This window comes from Priestia sp. YIM B13490, from assembly GCF_042787735.1.
GTDB classification, from domain to species: Bacteria; Bacillota; Bacilli; order Bacillales; family Bacillaceae_H; genus Priestia; species Priestia megaterium.
Genome location: NZ_JBHZOT010000028.1, coordinates 1 through 18,964 on the forward strand (window position 1 = coordinate 1; position 18,964 = coordinate 18,964).

An 18,964-nucleotide genomic window follows, 5' to 3' on the forward strand; every position below is an offset into this window, starting at 1 on the left:
TCGACTTGCATGTATTAGGCACGCCGCCAGCGTTCATCCTGAGCCAGGATCAAACTCTCCGAAGAAATGTTTGACTTGCTCATTTAAAAAATAAAAATTAACGTTGACGTTTGTCGCTTTGTTCAGTTTTCAAAGTTCAACCGTTGCTCTGAAGCAACTTTATTAGTATAACATTCTACCATTTTGATGTCAACATCTTTTTTTAAGATGTTTCTCTCAACTGCGCTGTTCATCAGCGACATTTAATAATTTACCATATATAATATATAGAGTCAATCGTTTTTCTAAAAAACTTTATAAATAAAAAAGTTAATGAAGTAAACCTTCAGTAAAATGATTGAATACTCTCTATTACAATAGCAATCTAGCCGCTATGCAGTTTTCTTATCTTACCATAAAAAAAAAGCCCAGTCATTAAACTGAGCTTTTTTATTTAAACTATTCTGCTAAGAATGCAAAATAGAGTATGAAGATGATACAGAGAGCATACATAATTGGATGAACTTCTTTTCCACGCTTGCTGCATAACATTGTAATAGGATAAAAGATAAAGCCAACCGCAATACCTGTTGCAATACTGTATGTTAATGGCATCATAATTACCGTGAAAAATGCAGGAACTGCTACTTCGAACTCTTTCCAATTAATTTCCCCTAAATTTGACACCATCAGAGCTCCTACCGTAATTAAAGCCGGCGCAGTAACAGCTGGTGTCACGACCGCTAACAATGGAGAAAAGAACAGTGCAACTAAGAAAAACGCCGCCGTTACGATTGCAGTAAATCCTGAACGTCCGCCCGCTGCTACTCCAGCCGTAGACTCTACATAAGCTGTTGTTGATGAGGTACCAAGAACAGCACCAACTACAATCGCACTAGAATCTGCCAATAACGCTCTGCCCGCTCGCGGAAGCTTATTATCTTTCATAAGCCCAGCTTGACTCGCTACAGCAACCATCGTACCTGCTGTATCGAAGAAATCAACAAATAAGAAAGTTAAAATGACGACTAGCATCTTTACAGTAAAGATATCACCGATATTTTGAAAAGCTGCCCCAAACGTCGGGTCAAGACTAGGAACTGATGAAACAACTGCTTTAGGTGTATCAATTAAACCAAAAGCCATACCCGCTACAGCTGTTACAATCATACCAATAAATACAGCTGCATTTACTCGAAGCACCATTAATACAATAGTAATGACAATGCCAAAAACCGCAAGTAACGTTGTTGGGTTAGTTAAATCACCCAGTCCAACAAATGTGGCATCATCTTTGACGATGATTCCGGCACCTTTCATACCAATAAAACTAATAAACAAACCAATACCTGCTCCAACAGCCATTTTTAATTCAATAGGAATAGAATTAATAATTTTTTCTCGCAGGCTTGTTAATGTTAAAAGAATAAAAATAACACCTGATATCATAACACCCGTTAAAGCCGTCTGCCATGGAATTCCCATTGTCAGAACAACTGTATAAGCAAAAAATGCGTTTAATCCCATACCTGGAGCTAATGAAATTGGATATCTACCAAGCACTCCCATAACAATTGATCCCAAAGCTGCCGCTAAAGCAGTAGCTGTAAATACAGCCCCTTGGTCCATTCTCATACTGTCAGGCAGATCCTTTACATCACTTAGTGATAGCACAGATGGATTAACAAATAAAATGTAAGCCATAGATAGAAAAGTTGTAAGGCCAGCTATAAACTCTTTTCGATAGCTAGTACCCAGCTCTTCAAAACGAAAATACTTCTTCACGTTTTTTCCTCCCTTTATAGAAGCCGCATGCACTTAGGCAAGCCATAAAAAATGCCTCTACACTAGGCGCGTAAAGGCATAAGATCGACTAAAAGAGAAATGTATGAGCCAAAAAAACAAAAGATTTTTACACATACATGTATTACTTTCTCGTAGTCAAGCCATTTACGGTAGCTCGGTAGAAACTTTTGGGCCTTATCCCCAAGATTATACGACATTAAAGCTATATCTCGCTGTTTTATGTTACTATCCTACCATTAACTTTTTAAAAAAGTCAACAAAAAACGAACATTCTTAAAAAAGAATGTTCGTTTGTTCGGTTTTCTTACATATTATTCCCATTCAATTGTTGCAGGTGGCTTACTTGTAATATCATACACTACGCGGTTAATATGCTTAACTTCGTTTACAATACGCGTTGAGATAACTTCAAGCACATCCCAAGGAATACGGGCCCAGTCAGAAGTCATACCATCAATTGATGTAACAGCACGAATACCGATTGTGTAATCATACGTACGAGCATCTCCCATTACACCTACACTGCGGATGTCAGGAAGAACCGTAAAGTATTGCCAGATATCGCGCTCCAAGTCAGCTTTTGCAATCTCTTCACGTAAAATAGCATCCGACTCACGTACAATTTCTAACTTCTCTTCCGTAATTGCACCAAGTACACGAATACCTAGACCTGGTCCTGGGAAAGGTTGACGCCAAACGATGTTATCAGGGATACCTAATTCAGAACCTAATGCACGTACTTCATCTTTGAATAGCGTGTTTAACGGTTCGATTAGTTTGAACTGCATATCTTCCGGTAATCCACCTACGTTGTGGTGAGATTTGATCGTTTGAGCTGTAGCTGTCCCACTCTCGATAATATCTGTGTATAGCGTACCTTGAGCTAGGAAATCAAACCCTTTTAATTTAGCAGCTTCGTCATCGAATACATAGATAAATTCATTACCGATGATTTTACGCTTTTGTTCAGGATCTGATACGCCGTTTAACTTTTCTAAGAAGCGATCTTTTGCATCGATTTTAATTACGTTCATATTAAAGCCTTCGCTAAATGTTTCCATTACGCTTTCCGCTTCACCTTTACGTAATAAACCGTGATCTACGAACATACATGTTAACTGATCACCAATTGCTTTGTGAATTAACACAGCTACTACTGAAGAGTCTACTCCGCCGCTAAGTGCGCAAAGTACTTTTCTATCTCCAACTGTTTCACGGATTTTATCCATTTCAACTTCAATGAAGTTCTCGATTGACCAGTTTGCTTCAGCATGACATACTTCAAACACGAAGTTCTTTAAGATATGGTTACCGTGCACTGAATGGCGAACTTCTGGATGGAACTGCACTCCGTACATATTCTTACCTTTGTTACTCATTGCGGCAATTGGACAAGATGGGCTAGTTGCGTCCACTTCAAAACCAGCTGGTGTTTCTACAACTAAATCACCGTGACTCATCCAAACAACTTGTTCTTTTGGCAACTCATGGTACATTAATGAATCATTTTGTACGTTAATCGCTGCTTTACCATATTCACGATGGCTAGCACCTTCTACCTTCCCGCCAAAATGATGAGTCATTAATTGCATTCCATAACAAATACCTAAAACAGGAATACCTAATTCAAAAATGTTTTCATCGCAGTGAAATGCGTTTTCACCGTACACACTGTTTGGGCCTCCAGAGAAAATAATTCCCTTTGGATTTAATGCTTTAATCTCTTCTGCTGTAATTGTGTGCGGATGCAATTCACTATATACTCCGAACTCGCGAATGCGACGCGTAATCAGTTGGTTATATTGACTACCAAAATCTAATACAACAATCATGCCTTCCATCTTGTTCACCTCTCCGAATGTGTAAATAATCACTTGTTATTATGCCCTAAAATATAAAAAAAACTAGACTTCTCCCTCAAAAAACAAAGGCAGAAGTCTAGTTGAGCACGACGTTTATCGTCAAATAGACTGTTCTGCCTTCATAGTCAGATCGTTTAAGGTGACCCGGTAGAGACTCTCGAACCATATTATCGAGGATATATGAAGGTATACGAAACATTTATAGTAAGTTCGAGAATATTCTATCAATCCGCGAAACAATGGTCAAGAACTCGTTTTTTTGATTAAATTTTCCCACAATTCAATCGACTCTTTCCATTCTTTTATGGAATCTGCATTTCGATACAAAACCCGCTCGTATTTTTCCGTTAATTGTAGCATATTTACCGTATTTAATTTTTCGTCTACTTCTCCTGCAAAGTCGCGCAGCGTTTGACTTTCTTGCCGCTTTAGTCCATTTGCAGAGAGTCTTTTAAGTAAAAAAGCATACGCTGATTCAAAGGTTTCCACACTCTCTTTCTTTTTATAAAAAGAGATATAAAAAGATAAAAACCATTTAAATCGATTGAGATATATTACTATTAACATAACTACAATCAGTCCGCAGAAAAGTACTTTCCACTTCATAGACAACTTAACATTTTGAAGAGAAGCTGTTTTTTCTTTCGCTCTTTCTTCTTGTGCCGGAAGCTCTTTTTCCTTAGGCTGCTCCTTCACTTGCGTTTCTTGTTTCTCTTCTTCCCTTTGACTATTTTCACTAGAGTTGTTAGGTTGGCTATCTACAAAATCATAAGGATTAGAAAAACTTTTTGTTGGTTCAAAAGGTACCCAACCCGCTCCTGGAAAATAGACTTCGACCCAAGAATGAGCATTATTTTGTGTAATTTCATAGGTTGTCCACTTACTACTTCCTGAAATGACGGTGGCATCACCTTCTGTATAGCCCTTTACCCACCGAGCAGGAATATCTAATGAACGAAGCAGCACGACCATAGAAGTAGAGAAGTTATCACAGTACCCTCTTTTTGTATCAAATAAAAATTGATCCACATAATCTTTATTTTTCGTAGGAATTGGAACATTTTCAGTATCATATACATATGGATTTGATCGAAAGTATTCTTCAACGGCTTTCGCTTTTTCATAACGATTGTTCTTATTTTTTGTTACCTCACGAGCTAAATTCTTTACTCGTTTCGGCAAGTTAGCAGGAAGTTGTGTATACCTTGCTATAAATTCGTTATTATTCTCTAAACTCTCTGCCTTTTTTTCCTCTGCTTGCTGAAGAAGTCCAATATCAAATACAGGATATTTATACGTCATCTCATACGATTGAACAGTAACAAGCTTGTCATTTTGATAAGGATATAATTTTTCATTTGTCGGTGTAACATCGGTTTGAATGCCATTTTTTAAGGTTAGCGACAGCAGTTGAGGAACATGCATAAGATGAACAGAAGGCTGCGAATAGGTAACTTCTGCTTTTCTTACTTGTCCTGCTACACTTGAGTCATATTGAGGGAGTAAGTTTTCATTTCCTTTAAAGGGCACTTTTTCTTCCTCTTTAGACAGCTCCCACCCCTTGCCTGTATAAACATCCTTCGTTTCAATACGCCAATAGTGCTCATCCTCTACTTTGGCTGTAAATACAACCGTATCATCATTGACAAACGATCCCCCCAATTTAGAATCGTCCATATCATAGCCAATTCGTTGACCGTTTGCAGATTCTCCCTGTCCTTGATTTGTTGTATGCGCTGTGATAAAAGGTACGGGATCTGGCCACTGCGGCCCTGGTTTAGGAGCGAGATAAGCCAGCACAATGACGATAGCTAAAAAGCTGCCTAGAAAAAGAAACGATCGTTTTCTATTTTCTAAACGCTCAGTGCTCGCAGCTTTTATACGTTCAGGATTTATGCGAAGCATGGCTACTAATAAAAATCCGATAATCGTCACGCGAATAATAGCAGCTCCCGCATCGTAAGTAGAAAAGGTATCCAACACGGTAATATACAAAATGGTTAAGAAGAAAAAGAAGAAAATTCTTTTTTGATAAAAGATCCAATATTGAATTAAATAAGCCATAATCCAAAGCAGCACAAAAAATAAAGTGCTCCTCATTTCAAATGATAAATTCGCTATATTCCACTGCATGATACTTTGCGCATCTGACTGAAGAATCTCCAAAAGTCTCGGAAGCCAATCTGAAGAAAAGAAGGCTCCTTGGAAATAGAGATTGTGAAGCGAAAACAAAATAAACAATATACTCCCTAACGTCATCACGATAAACGGCAAGCGAAACGTTAAACACAAAAAACAGTAAGCAACAAACAAGATAAAGTACTGAATTTGATTGGTATCCGTCACTTCATTTAAAGGAAGAAGCCATTCCACTAATAAAAAGAATGCTCCCGCGTACAATAAGATGTTTTTTACATACAAAGCTGATTTATTCACTTATTTCCGCCCTCACTTCCTTTAGATGATAGAGGAAGAGGAATATTAACAACTTCAATCGTTAAAGCAGAAGATTGTATTCCATTTACAATAACCGTCTCTTCGTCACTAAGCCCTGCTCCTTCATCTTTAACGACAATTATTGATGCCTTAGCATGCAGACTCAGCTTAGATTGAACCTGCCCAATGAGAGTCCCTGTAACTTGACTGACAATGACCATAAAAGAATGCTGCTTTTGAATGGCAATACTCTTAAATTCTGTTTCGAACGCTCGGTTGTTAACAGGCTGTGCACGCGCTAAGTGATACAACAGGTTACCAGTCTCACTTTGTTCAGAGGTTTTTGGTGAAAAAAGTGCATCTCCAGCTAAAAGAAAATCGATTTTTTTACGCTTGGTTTCTTCATGAATGAGCATGGATGCGAGAAAGCTCATTCGTTCTTCAAAGTATAGAGAGCTTATAACATCTGCAATGATAATCATACTCCGTTCATGATAATGACCAAACTCTTTAGAAATCAACGTAGCTTTACGAGCCGTCGCCTTCCAATCGATAGATCCTAATCGGTCACCCGGCTGGTATTCTCTAATGCCTGTCACTAACGTAGTAGATTGATTTCCAGCGGAAACTTCATTTTTTCCTTCTTCTATTCCCGCTAAAAGAAACGGGATATCTATCTCATGGATTTGAGGATACACGATAAACCGCTGCTGCAGCGGATAATATGCCTTCTTTTTTACAATTCCTAATAAATCACTCAATTCAATCGAAATCGTAAAAAATTCATATTCTCCTCTTTCTACAAACGATCTTTCATACGGAATAACAGCGTTTCGTTGAAAAAGCGGATAAATTGTTCTTTCTTCTTGATCTAAAAGGTTACTCTCCTCTTTCACTGCTGCCATATAAACAGGAAAACCCGAGGAGCGTGTAATATGAATGTCATACGAAAGATGATCTCCAGCGAATCGAGGCTGTAGCTTCACATCACGAGTAACATTCCACTTCTTTAACGGATAAAGCAAAACGGCTGCCGCATATAATCCAAAAGGTAAGAAGCTATAAAATAAAAACCAGCTGACAAAGCCCCCTTGAAACATCGCGTACGAAAACGTAGCAGCAAAGATGCAGAATAAAACGAACCAGTCCCTACATTTATTCCATATCACTTTTATATACTGTTTCATAAAGTACCTCTTACCTTTTAACAGGTACTTTCGTATCAGCCATAATTTGCTTCATCACATCATCCGCTGTTAAGCCGCTGTACTGGGTATCAGATCTTAGCATTAATCGATGTGCACACACATACGAAGCAAGCTCTTGAACATCATCAGGAAGACAGTAATCTCTTCCCTTCACTAAAGCATATGCTTGAACGGCCTTCATAAAGGAAACCGTTCCACGAGGACTGATACCTAACGAAACATGTGGATGAGAGCGCGTTTTGCGAATGATTTCGATGATATAGTGCTTGATCGCATCATCTACATAAATACTGCTTACAGTTTTTTGAGCCTGTACTAATTCTGGAATGCTCATGACGGGTTTGACATCCTCAAGATTGACTTGAGTCGATACGCCGTTTAAAATTTGAAGCTCCTCTTCCTGCGTAGGATACCCCATGCTTAATTTGAATAAAAATCGATCCAGCTGCGCTTCCGGCAAATGATAGGTCCCATCAAAATCAACAGGATTTTGAGTAGCCATCACAAAAAAAGGCGCTGGAATTTCCCGGGTGATACCATCGGTTGTTACATGATGCTCAGCCATTGCTTCTAAAAGCGCCGATTGTGTTTTAGGAGAAGTCCTGTTAATCTCATCAGCGAGCACAATATGGCTCATGATAGGACCTGGACGAAAATGAAATTCCATGTCTTTTGGACTGTAAATAGAAACACCTGTTACATCGGACGGCAGCAAATCGGGCGTGAATTGAATTCGTTTAAATTCTGCATCAATCGATTTGGCCAGTGCCTTCACGAGCATCGTTTTCCCCACACCCGGCACATCTTCAAGCAAAATATGCCCCTCTGCAAGCAAAGCAACCAAACTCAACGTAGATACCTGACGCTTTCCAATCACAATTTGATCGATGTTTTCTAATACTTGATTTAATTTATTATTAATATGATCCAGCTGAATCAATAAAGCTCCCCCTTAAAACTCAGTTAAGCCTTGAGTTTAGTATGTTTTTCAATAAACATAGTACTATCTTAACAAATTTTCAAAAAATCTGAAAATATTAACGCACGCAAAAAAGCGACCAAGTACTCACTTGGTCGCTTTTTTAGTTAGGGCAGTGATTACATCATGCCGCCCATTCCACCCATGCCGCCCATGTCAGGCATTGCAGGTGCACCGCCTTCTTCTGGCTTGTCAGCAACAACTGCTTCAGTTGTTAAGAACATAGCCGCTACAGAAGAAGCATTTTGAAGAGCTGAACGCGTTACTTTTGTTGGGTCAACGATACCAGTGTCTAGCATATTTACCCACTCGCCAGTTGCAGCGTTGAATCCAGTTCCAACTGCTTCGCCTTTTAAACGCTCAACGATTACTGATCCTTCTAAACCAGCGTTGTGAGCGATTTGACGTACAGGCTCTTCAATCGCACGTAATACGATGTTGATACCTGTAGCAGTGTCACCGTCAGCTTCGATGCTCGCTACTTTATTATAGATATTTACTAATGCAGTACCACCACCAGCTACGATACCTTCTTCAACCGCAGCACGCGTAGAGTTTAATGCATCTTCAATACGTAATTTACGTTCTTTTAACTCAGTTTCAGTTGCCGCACCAACTTTAATTACAGCTACGCCACCAGCAAGTTTCGCTAAGCGCTCTTGTAATTTTTCACGGTCAAACTCTGAAGTTGTTTCTTCAAGCTGAGCTTTGATTTGGTTTACGCGTGCTAGGATATCTTCTGCGTTTCCTGCACCGTTTACAACTGTTGTATTTTCTTTTGTTACGACAATTTTAGAAGCGCGACCTAATTGATCGATGCTTGCTGTTTTTAAGTCAAGACCAAGCTCTTCAGTGATTACTTCTCCGCCTGTTAAGATCGCAACGTCTTGTAGCATTGCTTTACGACGATCACCGAAACCAGGAGCTTTAACAGCTACAGCTGTGAATGTACCACGAAGTTTGTTCACAACTAATGTTGCTAAAGCTTCGCCTTCTACGTCTTCAGCGATGATTAATAGAGGCTTGCCTTGTTGAACAACTTGCTCTAATACCGGTAAGATTTCTTGAATGTTACCGATTTTTTTGTCTGTGATTAAGATGTATGGATCATCTAATACAGCTTCCATTTTATCTGAATCAGTTACCATGTAAGGAGATGCATACCCACGGTCAAACTGCATACCTTCTACCACTTCTAATTCAGTTGTGAAACCTTTTGATTCTTCAAGTGTGATAACGCCGTCGTTACCAACGCGCTCCATTGCTTCAGCAATTAATTGACCTACTTCTTCGTCAGCTGCTGAGATAGCCGCTACTTGAGCAATTGAATCTTTACCTTGAATTGGTTTAGAGATTGCTTTTAGTTCTTCAACCGCTACAGCTACTGCTTTTTCCATACCTTTACGGATACCCATTGGGTTAGCACCAGCCGTTACGTTTTTAAGACCTTCTCTGATCATTGCTTGCGCTAAAACTGTTGCAGTAGTTGTACCGTCACCAGCAACGTCGTTTGTTTTGCTAGCAACTTCGGCTACTAATTTAGCACCCATATTTTCAAATGCGTCTTCTAATTCGATTTCTTTTGCAATTGTTACACCGTCATTTGTAATAAGCGGTGAACCGAATTTCTTTTCTAATACAACGTTACGACCTTTTGGTCCAAGCGTTACTTTTACAGCATTTGCTAATGTATCTACACCACGTAGCATTGCGCGACGTGCTTCTTCGCTAAATTTAATGTCTTTTGCCATGTTCTTTGACCTCCTCAAGATGTTCTTAATAATCTATTTTTTACGTATGATAAGTTTGTGGTTAACATTAGCCGATTACAGCTAAAATATCGCTTTCGCGTAAAATTAAGTATTCAGTACCTTCGTATTTCACTTCAGTACCCGCATATTTTGAGAAGATGATACGATCGCCCGCAGCTACTTCTAAAGCTACACGCTCACCGCTTTCTAATACTCGGCCTGTACCAACAGCAACAATTTTACCCTCTTGTGGCTTTTCTTTTGCACTGTCCGGTAACACGATACCGCTTGCTGTTTTTTCCTCAGATTTTACAAGTTCAATCACTACGCGATCACCTAATGGCTTTAACAAGTGAAACAACCTCCTCAAATAATATGTTTGCATTTTTATTAGCACTCAACCTCAACGAGTGCTAACACAATTATTATATTAAAACAAAGTGGGTTTTTTTTGCAAGTATTAAACAAAAAAAATTTAAAATTTACGAAAACTACATATAATAGTTTTAGATTTCGACGATTTTGAGAAATAAAGCATTCTTTTCTCTGTTCAATAATATGTATGTTACAATACGAGCAAGAAGAAATTACTAACTTTACAGTACTTCTTCGACATATATACATAAAAACCTTTTAAAGGAGTATAGAAGATTGGAAAAACGTTATTGGTATGTTATCCTCACCTACATCCTTATGCAGTTTTCAGGAGTTGTTGGTATACCGCTGTTAAAATTAACAGGAATGTTTGATCAATATCCAGTTCGAACAGCGAATGTCATGCTTTTGACTTATTGGACCATCATTAGCTTTATCCTTGGTTTACTTATTGTCTTACTGCTGCTGCGCCGTGACATGTCCATGCGTATAGAACATGCGGGAACAACGGTAACTGTGGTCTGGTCAGTCCTTGGGGTGTTCCTGGCTATGGCTGGTCAAGCTGTAGCAGGTATGATTGAGCACGCTCTTGGCATTACCCAAGTATCTGAAAACACACAAAATATTGTTAATCTTGTTAAAGCAACGCCGTTCCTAATTGTCGTTACGTCTGTTATTGGACCAATTCTAGAAGAGATTATTTTTCGAAAGATTATTTTCGGCTCTCTTCACAAACGATATAATTTCTTTGTCTCTGCATTTATTAGTTCCCTTATTTTTGCTGCCGTACACTGGGATTTTAAACATTTGCTCGTGTATACAGCCATGGGATTTGTATTTGCATTCCTTTATGCAAGAACAAAACTAATTATTGTACCCATTATTGCTCACGTGTTGATGAATACAGTCGTTATTTTATCTCAAACTATTTTTGCAGATAAAATTATAGAAATGCAAAAGCAAGCAGAACAAATGCAGTTTATTTTTGGAGGCATGTTTTTATGAAGAATATCCCTTTAACACGAGGGTTTATTTATATTATTATGGGGGTTTTATTCACCTACCTGGCTATTCAAAATGCTCAGGAAACCGTGTGGAATTTCCCCACGATCTTATTTGCACTCGTAGCCGCGTTCGATTTCAGATTTGCGGTGCGCATTTTTATCTTGCACTATAAAATTAAAAAGTTGCAGCAGCAATATAAAAATCAAGATGATTCATCTAAATAAAAAAACCACTGTTTCAGTGGTTTTTTTACATACTAACATCTTCTCTTTCTTGCTCTGCCCTTGCCTTTAACACTTTGCGATACGAAATGCGGGAAATAATGATGCTGATTTCATACAAAATTAAGAGCGGCACTGTCACCATCATGTGCGAGAGCAATTCTGGTGGTGTAATAAGTGCGGCAATAACTAGCAGTACGAAATAGGCATACTTTCGAATTTGAGATAAAAACATAGGCGTGATAATTCCTAATCGCGTCAAAAACATGACGACAACAGGAAGCTGAAACAACAGGCCAAAAGGCAGTGTGAGCTGCATTAAAAAAGAAAAGTATTCATTAATGCCAATCACTTGGTTTACATTCAGCTCATCAGAAACGCGCGTCATAAAATCGACGACAAATGGAAACAACACAAAATAAGAAAAAGAGACACCGCCGATAAAGAGAAAAATGGAAACAGGAATATATCCAAGCGTTACCTTACGCTCTTTTTCATATAAACCAGGACTAATAAATGCCCAAAGTTGATACAGTGCAACAGGAGCTGCAAGTACACAGCCGATAATAACAGCAAACTGCATATAAATCTTAACTGGATCTGTTAGCCTAAATGCATTCATCGTTAAATTTTTTGCCTCATCAGCATGCTGTAAATAGACAATAACCTTATCCGCTATAAAAAAGCCGCCAATTGTGGCAATGACAAAGAAAAATAAAACAATTAAAATGCGCTTTCGCAGCTCTCCTATATGATCATATATTGACATTTCTTGTTCGGTCATACTATGATCACCCTTTTACTCTTTGTCATCTACTTGACGCTGTTTATCTTTTTCACGATCTTCTGAGGCACCGCTAGCGGCATGCTTAAACTCTCTAAGCGTTTGCCCGACTGATCTTCCTAGCTCCGGTAACCGTTTCGGTCCAAAAATAAGCAGTGCTACAATCGCAATAATAATCCAACTGCCTGCTCCAATCCCCATATTCCCACTCTCCTTATTAATTTAGACTTAAGGAAATCGTAACACAGTCCATCTTATTCAACAGGATAATTTTTCAAAAAGTAGACAAGCGACTGTAATTCTACAGCCAGATCAATATGATGCAGTCGAATCTCATCCGGTACGTTTAAGCGTGCAGGAGTGAAGTTTAGAATCCCTTTAATTCCGCAATTCACTAAACGATCGGTAATTTGCTGAGCCACAGTGGCAGGAACGGTTAAAATCGCCACTGAGATATCATCACTCATATAATCTTCCAATTGGTCAAGGTGATAAACCGGCACGTCGCCTACTTTTGTACCGACTTTATCTTCTATCACATCAAAAGCGCACTCAATTTTGGTGTTATTATTTTTAATAAAATTATAATTTAAAAAGGCCGTTCCCAGATTCCCTACGCCAATCAGTGCTACTTTCGTTACTTCATCTTGGTCTAACGTTTTACGGAAAAATGTAAGTAAATAATTCACATTGTAGCCGTATCCCTTTTTCCCTAATGCTCCAAAGTAAGAAAAATCCCGGCGAATAGTAGCAGAATCAACTTTCACTGCCTCACTTAACTCCGCTGACGAAACACGCTGTTTACCAGAAGCATGCAAGTTTTTTAAAAAACGATAATAAAGCGGCAATCGTTTAGCCGTTGCTTGTGGTATTTTTAATTGTTCAGTGTTCACGTTGTACCCCCTCAGTTCATGTATGTCATTACTAACATTTTCAAGTCATATTGCATTACCTTTCACAAAGCCTCAACCGCCTTGAGGTAGCGCTTCCAATTCTCTCTCTTTTCTCTTGTTTTATATATACTCCGCTTCACACCCCGACGCCTTTTGTCTATCCAGGAATACTTAAAGTCGGTAGCTAGAACGAAGCAATTAGCCCTTCAAAGGATCCGTTTGTTAGTCATGACGGATTTTCTACATCCATCATATATAAGTTCAGAGATGCACTTATCTCTTATTTTAACATAGTATCCTGTATAAAATGTGCAGGTAAAATCATTTTATTTCATGAATCAAAACATTCGCTTCATCATTTGTTCTTGTCCCTCTAAAAATTACAAACGCTTGTAGGAAGAACTTGTAGTTGAAAATATGTTAAAATACACTATGGATATACTACTAGAGGTGAAAAAATGATTATTCTACAATTGAACGGTATTACAAAATACTATGGGGCAGAACCCATTTTATCGAATATAAAGTTAGAAGTACAATCAAAAGACCGCATTGCCCTAGTGGGACGAAACGGTGCAGGTAAATCAACTTTATTAAAAATTATTGCTGAGCAGCTTTCTTATGACAGCGGAGAAATTATTAAACCTAAAGGTGTTTCCATTGATTATATGGGACAAGATACAGTTCTTGAGTCAACACTCTCCATATGGGAAGAAATGATGACAGTCTTTGCTCCGTTAAAGAAGATGGAAAAAGAATTACGTACGCTTGAAACGAAGATGGGCGATCCAGACATTTTTAATGATTCAGTTCAATACGAAAAACTAACCAAAGAGTACGATCAGCTTCAAGTAACGTTCAAAGATTTAGGCGGCTATCAATATGAAGCGGATACACGATCTATTCTTCACGGTTTCCGTTTCTCAAACTTTGACTATAGCACCCCTATTTCCTCCTTGAGCGGTGGACAAAAAACGCGCTTGGCTCTTGCAAAACTGCTTTTAACAAAGCCAGACTTGCTTATTCTGGATGAGCCTACCAACCACTTAGATATTGAAACTTTAGCATGGCTGGAACAGTTTCTGCAAGGGTATGAAGGAGCTATTTTAATTGTTTCACACGATCGTTACTTCCTTGATAAGGTCGTAAATCAAGTGTATGAAGTCACACAAAAAACAACGGTCAAGTACACGGGCAACTACTCTAAATACCTTGTACAAAAAGCAGAGCGATATGAAAAAGAGTTGCGTCAGTACGAAAAGCAGCAAGATGAAGTCGCAAAACTGAATGATTTTATTCAGCGAAACATCGCCCGCGCATCGACTACAAAACGTGCGCAAAGCAGACGTAAGCAGCTCGATCGAATGGAGTTAATAAATCGACCTAACGAAGGCGAAAAATCAGCTAGTTTTTCGTTTGAAATTGAGCGTCAAAGCGGAAATGAAGTCTTAAATCTCGAAAACGTGTCCATCGGATATGATGAAAACAAATATGTCGTCCAAGACGCAAACCTTCGGATTAAAAAAGGTGAAAGCCTTGCGTTGGTTGGCCCTAATGGAGTTGGGAAATCTACGTTATTAAAAGGTATTGTGGATAAACTAAGCTTCAAGACTGGAACCATTTCTTTTGGCTCAAACGTAATGGTTGGTTATTACGACCAAGAGCAAGCTAATTTAACGTCTAATAAAACTGTTTTAAATGAGCTTTGGGATGACTACCCATCCAAACCTGAAAAAGAAATTCGTACAGCGCTTGGAAATTTTCTGTTTTCAGGTGATGATGTACTGAAAATCGTTTCGACGCTTAGCGGTGGTGAAAAAGCACGTTTGGCTCTTGCGAAGCTTATGCTTCAAAAAGCTAATTTCTTAATTTTGGATGAACCTACTAACCATCTTGATTTAGATAGCAAACAAGTACTCGAGAATGCGTTAATTGATTACCCAGGGACTCTATTATTTGTTTCACATGACCGTTATTTTATTAATCGTATTGCAAACAAAATAGCAGAGCTATCTCCTGAAGGAGTAGAAGAATTTCTTGGAGATTATGACTATTATGTAGAAAAGAAAGCAGAAATAGAGGAAATCAAAGAATTAGAAAATATAAAAGCCAACGAAGAACGTACGGTAAAAGTAGATAAACAGTCTTATAAACAAGATAAAGAACAAAAGAAATTGATGAGGCAGCGAACGCGCCGAATTGAAGAAATTGAAACTGAAGTAAACAAATTAGAAGCCGCACAAGCGGAGAATGAAGAACTTCTTTGTAATCCTGAAATTTATCAAAACCACGAAGAAGTATCAAGATTAAACGGTGAAAATGAAAAAATTTCTTCACAGTTATCCACATTAATGGAAGAGTGGGAAGAATTACAGCTGCTTCTAGAAGAATAGCCTATATTTTTTCGTATTTATTCACCCTATTTACTTGTTCGTGCGCTTTAGGACAAGCTTTATCCACTCTGTGAATAAATAGTGGATATCTGTCTGATTTTCATAATTAAAACTTGTTGATAACATGTCCGTGTACTGAGTGCACGGACTTTTCCACATAATTATCCACAGTCAATTCTAAATTTATTGAATATTGTTGATAAATCATTTTTATCCACAAAAAAGACGAATGAGAAATAAATCTCATTCGTCTCTTACTCTTCCAAGTCTAAACCGGGGTTTGCGTTTAATGACATATCTGAGCGTTTTCCTTGAGCAAATCGTACACTTGCCGCTGCTCCAATCATTGCGGCATTATCCGTGCATAGAGATAGCGGCGGGATAATAAGCTCAATGTTTGATAATGGTGCAAATGCTTCTTCTAGCGCTGCTCTAAGTCCTTTATTAGCAGCAACTCCTCCTGCTACTAACACTTGCTTAACCTTATATTCCTTTGCAGCTTTAACCGTTTTAGTTACTAACACATCAATAACACTCGCTTGAAAGCTAGCAGCAAGTGTTTGTGGAAGAATTTCTTCACCTTTTTGCTTCGCGTTGTGGACAGTGTTAATAACTGCTGATTTTAACCCACTGAAACTAAAATCATAGGATCCTTCTTCTAGCCAAGCACGCGGCAAATCAATTAATGGCTCTCCTTCATGTGCAAGGCGGTCAATATGAGGTCCGCCTGGATATGGAAGGTTTAACGTGCGGGCTACTTTATCGTAGGCTTCTCCTGCCGCATCATCTCTCGTTTCACCAATCACTTTAAACTGACCGTGACTTTCCATGTATACAAGCTCTGTATGCCCTCCAGATACAACTAGCGATAAAAGCGGGAATTCTAATTTTTTGATTAGCTGATTTGCATAAATATGTCCTGCAATATGATGAACACCAATTAATGGCTTTTGGTGTGCAAATGCTAGCGCTTTGGCTGCATTTACGCCAATAAGAAGTGCTCCCACAAGCCCAGGTCCTTCCGTTACAGCTATTGCATCAATATCTGCAAACGTCAAGTTCGCTTGATTTAAAGTTTCTTCAACTACTACCGTAATTTGTTCCACATGATGACGAGATGCAATCTCCGGTACGACACCGCCAAATCGTTTATGGCTTTCTATTTGTGATGCCACCACATTGGCTACAATTTCATGACCGTTTCGAATCACGGCCGCTGCTGTCTCATCACAGCTTGTTTCTAATGCTAAAATTAATTGATTTTCACTCATAAATTCACCCACATAACTAATGCATCCTCATTGTTATCAGAATAATAATTCTTACGAATACCTCCAGGTTTAAAACCTAGCTTTTGATACAATGATTGTGCAATATGATTAGATACCCTAACTTCTAATGTCATTGACACAGCACCTAGTTTTCGAAGAACGTCCATCACGTTGCGCAGCAGCAATTCACCGAGTCCCTTACCTCGGTAGTCTGGCAATAGGGCAATGTTGGTTACATGTGCTTCGTCAATAACAATCCACGTTCCGCAATACCCAATAATATTTTCTCCTTCTTCCATCACAATGTAAGTTGAAAATTGATTATTGGTTAACTCATTTTGAAACGCTTCTGAACTCCAAGGTGTCGTAAAAGACTTCTCTTCGATTTTCACTACTTGATCAATATCTTTAACTTCCATTAAACGAAACTTAATTGTTAGTTTCATGTTTATACCTTCTTTTATCCTTTTTGCTGTGAAGCAAGCCAGTTAGCTTCGGCTTCAGCTAAACGAATGTAGTTCGGAACAAAAGTATGCACAGACTGCGGCTCTTTCTTCATTCCTAAAAAAGCCAATTCACTTGGTCTTGGATTAAACTGCTGAACATGGGCAAATACAGCTTGTTTACCCAGCACTTCTTTTAACGCCTCTTCATGCATGGGAAGATCATTGCCTATGAATAAAATGGGTTTGTTGTATGACTTTAAATGTTCCGCCCAGTCCTTATTAATAACAAGTCGATCACTTTCAACTTCTAGAAGACCTCGTTCATTATTCCATTCATATAGTCCTGTATAAAGCTGTTGACGGCGCGCATCAAATAACGGAGCAATATACCCATCAAAATAGCGACCGTTTGCTGCTAGTGCTTCAAGGCTAGATACACCTATTAAAGGAATATTTAAAGTCCAAGCAAGTGTCTTGGCAATGGTAACGCCAATTCGTACACCTGTATAAGATCCGGGACCATGTGCCACTACAATACGGTCTAGCTCGCTTGGCGCAATATCACAATTCTTTAACAAAGATTCCACAGCGTTCATCACACGAACGGAGTGATTCTTTTTTAGATTCGTAATAATTTCTCCAATTACTTTGTTTTCTTCAACGACAGCAACACCCATGACAAAATTGGATGTATCAATGGCTAACATTTTCATCTTTTAAAAAGCTCCTTACATATTTCAACGTACCGACTGCCTATCGCTTTTACAAGGATTTTACGAGTCGTTTCGTTTTCATGGTAAATATTGATTTGAATATATTCATTAGGAAGCTGCTCTTCAATCAGATGAGCCCACTCCACGACCGTCACGCCATCTCCTTCAAAATACTCATCGAACCCTAGGTCTTCAAATTCATCCCCTAGACGGTACACATCCATATGATAAAGAGGAAGGCGACCGCTTTTGTATTCTTTAATGATCGTAAATGTCGGGCTATTCACATTGCGTTCAATTCCTAATCCTTTAGCTAAACTTTTTGTGAATGTTGTCTTTCCAGCTCCCAAATCGCCTTCAAGCAGCAGCACGTCACCAGCTTCTAATAAAGTTGCTAGACGAGCAGCCAGCTGATTAGTTTCATCAGGAGACGTAGACATAAACGTAAATTCGTTAATCTCTGTCATTCATTCAGAACCTCATTTCAATCTGTATATATATATTGTAAACGTTGTGGACTATACATATCCAGTAAGAAATCCAACAATCTTTAACATCGCAATTCTATAAGGAAATTTCTTTGTATATAAAAAATTCCTTAGGATTGCTCCTAAGGACGGTAAAGTTTTATATAAAAATGGTTCAAACAATAAAAAAGACGAAACACATTGTTTCGTTTCTAAAACATGGCGGTCCCGACGGGAATCGAACCCGCGATCTCCTGCGTGACAGGCAGGCATGTTAACCGCTACACCACGGGACCATGTTGGTTGCGGGGACAGGATTTGAACCTGCGACCTTCGGGTTATGAGCCCGACGAGCTACCGAACTGCTCCACCCCG

17 protein-coding genes, 1 tRNA gene, 1 rRNA gene and 2 riboswitches are annotated in these 18,964 nt (G+C 38.7%); of the genes, 3 read left to right on the forward strand and 16 right to left on the reverse strand.

Features of this window, described 5'->3' with window-relative positions:
- The 8 genes from ACFX4R_RS28750 to groES form a co-directional block, all read right to left on the reverse strand.
- A 16S ribosomal RNA gene (locus ACFX4R_RS28750) occupies window positions 1-65 on the reverse strand; the annotation flags it as partial.
- 373 nt (window positions 66-438) lie between these two features.
- On the reverse strand, window positions 439-1,764 hold the full coding sequence (locus ACFX4R_RS28755; protein ID WP_013055032.1) for an NCS2 family permease: 1,326 nt from the start codon (window positions 1,762-1,764) through the stop codon (window positions 439-441).
- Window positions 1,765-1,897: 133 nt separating this feature from the next.
- Window positions 1,898-1,999: riboswitch (purine riboswitch) on the reverse strand.
- A gap of 97 nt (window positions 2,000-2,096) precedes the next feature.
- On the reverse strand, window positions 2,097-3,626 hold the full coding sequence (guaA, locus tag ACFX4R_RS28760; RefSeq protein WP_043977160.1) for a glutamine-hydrolyzing GMP synthase: 1,530 nt from the start codon (window positions 3,624-3,626) through the stop codon (window positions 2,097-2,099).
- Between the two features lie 123 nt (window positions 3,627-3,749).
- Window positions 3,750-3,851, reverse strand: a riboswitch (purine riboswitch).
- A 39-nt stretch (window positions 3,852-3,890) separates the two neighbouring features.
- Complete coding sequence (locus tag ACFX4R_RS28765; RefSeq protein WP_162215159.1) at window positions 3,891-6,083, reverse strand: transglutaminase TgpA family protein; 2,193 nt, start codon at window positions 6,081-6,083, stop codon at window positions 3,891-3,893.
- Window positions 6,080-7,270, reverse strand: a complete 1,191-nt coding sequence (locus tag ACFX4R_RS28770; RefSeq protein WP_162215158.1) for a DUF58 domain-containing protein — start codon at window positions 7,268-7,270, stop codon at window positions 6,080-6,082. Before ACFX4R_RS28770 ends, ACFX4R_RS28765 begins: the two co-directional genes overlap by 4 nt.
- 10 nt (window positions 7,271-7,280) lie before the next feature.
- Complete coding sequence (locus tag ACFX4R_RS28775; RefSeq protein ID WP_043977166.1) at window positions 7,281-8,231, reverse strand: AAA family ATPase; 951 nt, start codon at window positions 8,229-8,231, stop codon at window positions 7,281-7,283.
- Between the two features lie 158 nt (window positions 8,232-8,389).
- A complete protein-coding gene (groL, locus tag ACFX4R_RS28780) occupies window positions 8,390-10,021 on the reverse strand; it encodes a chaperonin GroEL (RefSeq protein ID WP_013081432.1) in 1,632 nt (543 codons plus the stop codon).
- 67 nt (window positions 10,022-10,088) lie between these two features.
- The gene (groES, locus tag ACFX4R_RS28785; protein ID WP_013055026.1) at window positions 10,089-10,373 is read right to left on the reverse strand and encodes a co-chaperone GroES; all 285 of its coding nucleotides are present in this window, start codon (window positions 10,371-10,373) and stop codon (window positions 10,089-10,091) included.
- 299 nt (window positions 10,374-10,672) lie between these two features.
- Between groES and ACFX4R_RS28790 the strand changes: the two genes are divergently transcribed.
- Together ACFX4R_RS28790 and ACFX4R_RS28795 are read left to right on the forward strand one after the other, a co-directional pair.
- Complete coding sequence (locus ACFX4R_RS28790) at window positions 10,673-11,401, forward strand: CPBP family intramembrane glutamic endopeptidase (RefSeq protein WP_043977169.1); 729 nt, start codon at window positions 10,673-10,675, stop codon at window positions 11,399-11,401.
- Window positions 11,398-11,625 carry a YdiK family protein gene (locus ACFX4R_RS28795; RefSeq protein WP_043977171.1) on the forward strand — a complete coding sequence of 76 codons (228 nt, stop codon included), beginning with the start codon at window positions 11,398-11,400 and terminating at the stop codon, window positions 11,623-11,625. The genes ACFX4R_RS28790 and ACFX4R_RS28795 overlap by 4 nt, the downstream gene beginning before the upstream one ends.
- Window positions 11,626-11,650: 25 nt before the next feature.
- Here the strand turns inward: ACFX4R_RS28795 and tatC are convergent, their stop codons facing one another.
- The 3 genes from tatC to ACFX4R_RS28810 are packed head-to-tail and all read right to left on the reverse strand — an operon-like array spanning window position 11,651 to window position 13,299.
- Window positions 11,651-12,406, reverse strand: a complete 756-nt coding sequence (gene tatC / locus ACFX4R_RS28800; protein WP_013055023.1) for a twin-arginine translocase subunit TatC — start codon at window positions 12,404-12,406, stop codon at window positions 11,651-11,653.
- 15 nt (window positions 12,407-12,421) lie between these two features.
- Window positions 12,422-12,607, reverse strand: a complete 186-nt coding sequence (gene tatA / locus ACFX4R_RS28805) for a twin-arginine translocase TatA/TatE family subunit (RefSeq protein WP_013055022.1) — start codon at window positions 12,605-12,607, stop codon at window positions 12,422-12,424.
- A 53-nt stretch (window positions 12,608-12,660) separates the two neighbouring features.
- Entirely contained in the window at window positions 12,661-13,299 is a 639-nt protein-coding gene (locus ACFX4R_RS28810) for a redox-sensing transcriptional repressor Rex (RefSeq protein ID WP_013055021.1), read from the reverse strand.
- Window positions 13,300-13,757: 458 nt separating this feature from the next.
- Between ACFX4R_RS28810 and ACFX4R_RS28815 the strand changes: the two genes are divergently transcribed.
- Window positions 13,758-15,692, forward strand: a complete 1,935-nt coding sequence (locus ACFX4R_RS28815) for an ABC-F family ATP-binding cassette domain-containing protein (RefSeq protein ID WP_043977175.1) — start codon at window positions 13,758-13,760, stop codon at window positions 15,690-15,692.
- A gap of 254 nt (window positions 15,693-15,946) precedes the next feature.
- Here the strand turns inward: ACFX4R_RS28815 and tsaD are convergent, their stop codons facing one another.
- From tsaD to ACFX4R_RS28840, 5 genes are all read right to left on the reverse strand, one after another.
- Complete coding sequence (gene tsaD, locus ACFX4R_RS28820) at window positions 15,947-16,963, reverse strand: tRNA (adenosine(37)-N6)-threonylcarbamoyltransferase complex transferase subunit TsaD (protein WP_097825368.1); 1,017 nt, start codon at window positions 16,961-16,963, stop codon at window positions 15,947-15,949.
- The gene (gene rimI, locus ACFX4R_RS28825) at window positions 16,960-17,409 is read right to left on the reverse strand and encodes a ribosomal protein S18-alanine N-acetyltransferase (RefSeq protein ID WP_043977177.1); all 450 of its coding nucleotides are present in this window, start codon (window positions 17,407-17,409) and stop codon (window positions 16,960-16,962) included. Before rimI ends, tsaD begins: the two co-directional genes overlap by 4 nt.
- A 14-nt stretch (window positions 17,410-17,423) precedes the next feature.
- Window positions 17,424-18,122 (reverse strand): tRNA (adenosine(37)-N6)-threonylcarbamoyltransferase complex dimerization subunit type 1 TsaB, encoded by a 699-nt coding sequence (tsaB, locus tag ACFX4R_RS28830; protein WP_377571643.1) that lies wholly within the window; start codon window positions 18,120-18,122, stop codon window positions 17,424-17,426.
- Window positions 18,119-18,589, reverse strand: coding sequence for a tRNA (adenosine(37)-N6)-threonylcarbamoyltransferase complex ATPase subunit type 1 TsaE (gene tsaE, locus ACFX4R_RS28835; RefSeq protein WP_013081426.1), 471 nt, complete (start codon window positions 18,587-18,589; stop codon window positions 18,119-18,121). Before tsaE ends, tsaB begins: the two co-directional genes overlap by 4 nt.
- Window positions 18,590-18,809: 220 nt before the next feature.
- Window positions 18,810-18,885: transfer RNA gene (locus ACFX4R_RS28840), tRNA-Asp, on the reverse strand.
- Window positions 18,886-18,964: the final 79 nt, after the last annotated feature.

Coding starts and splice junctions, on each gene's coding strand:
- tsaD (WP_097825368.1), bottom strand. CDS start 16,963: ATGAGTGAAAATCAATTAATTTTAGCATTAGAAACAAGCTGTGATGAG.
- ACFX4R_RS28815 (WP_043977175.1), top strand. CDS start 13,758: ATGATTATTCTACAATTGAACGGTATTACAAAATACTATGGGGCAGAA.
- tatA (WP_013055022.1), bottom strand. CDS start 12,607: ATGGGGATTGGAGCAGGCAGTTGGATTATTATTGCGATTGTAGCACTG.
- tatC (WP_013055023.1), bottom strand. CDS start 12,406: ATGACCGAACAAGAAATGTCAATATATGATCATATAGGAGAGCTGCGA.
- tsaB (WP_377571643.1), bottom strand. CDS start 18,122: ATGAAAATGTTAGCCATTGATACATCCAATTTTGTCATGGGTGTTGCT.
- rimI (WP_043977177.1), bottom strand. CDS start 17,409: ATGAAACTAACAATTAAGTTTCGTTTAATGGAAGTTAAAGATATTGAT.
- guaA (WP_043977160.1), bottom strand. CDS start 3,626: ATGGAAGGCATGATTGTTGTATTAGATTTTGGTAGTCAATATAACCAA.
- ACFX4R_RS28770 (WP_162215158.1), bottom strand. CDS start 7,270: ATGAAACAGTATATAAAAGTGATATGGAATAAATGTAGGGACTGGTTC.
- groL (WP_013081432.1), bottom strand. CDS start 10,021: ATGGCAAAAGACATTAAATTTAGCGAAGAAGCACGTCGCGCAATGCTA.
- tsaE (WP_013081426.1), bottom strand. CDS start 18,589: ATGACAGAGATTAACGAATTTACGTTTATGTCTACGTCTCCTGATGAA.
- ACFX4R_RS28795 (WP_043977171.1), top strand. CDS start 11,398: ATGAAGAATATCCCTTTAACACGAGGGTTTATTTATATTATTATGGGG.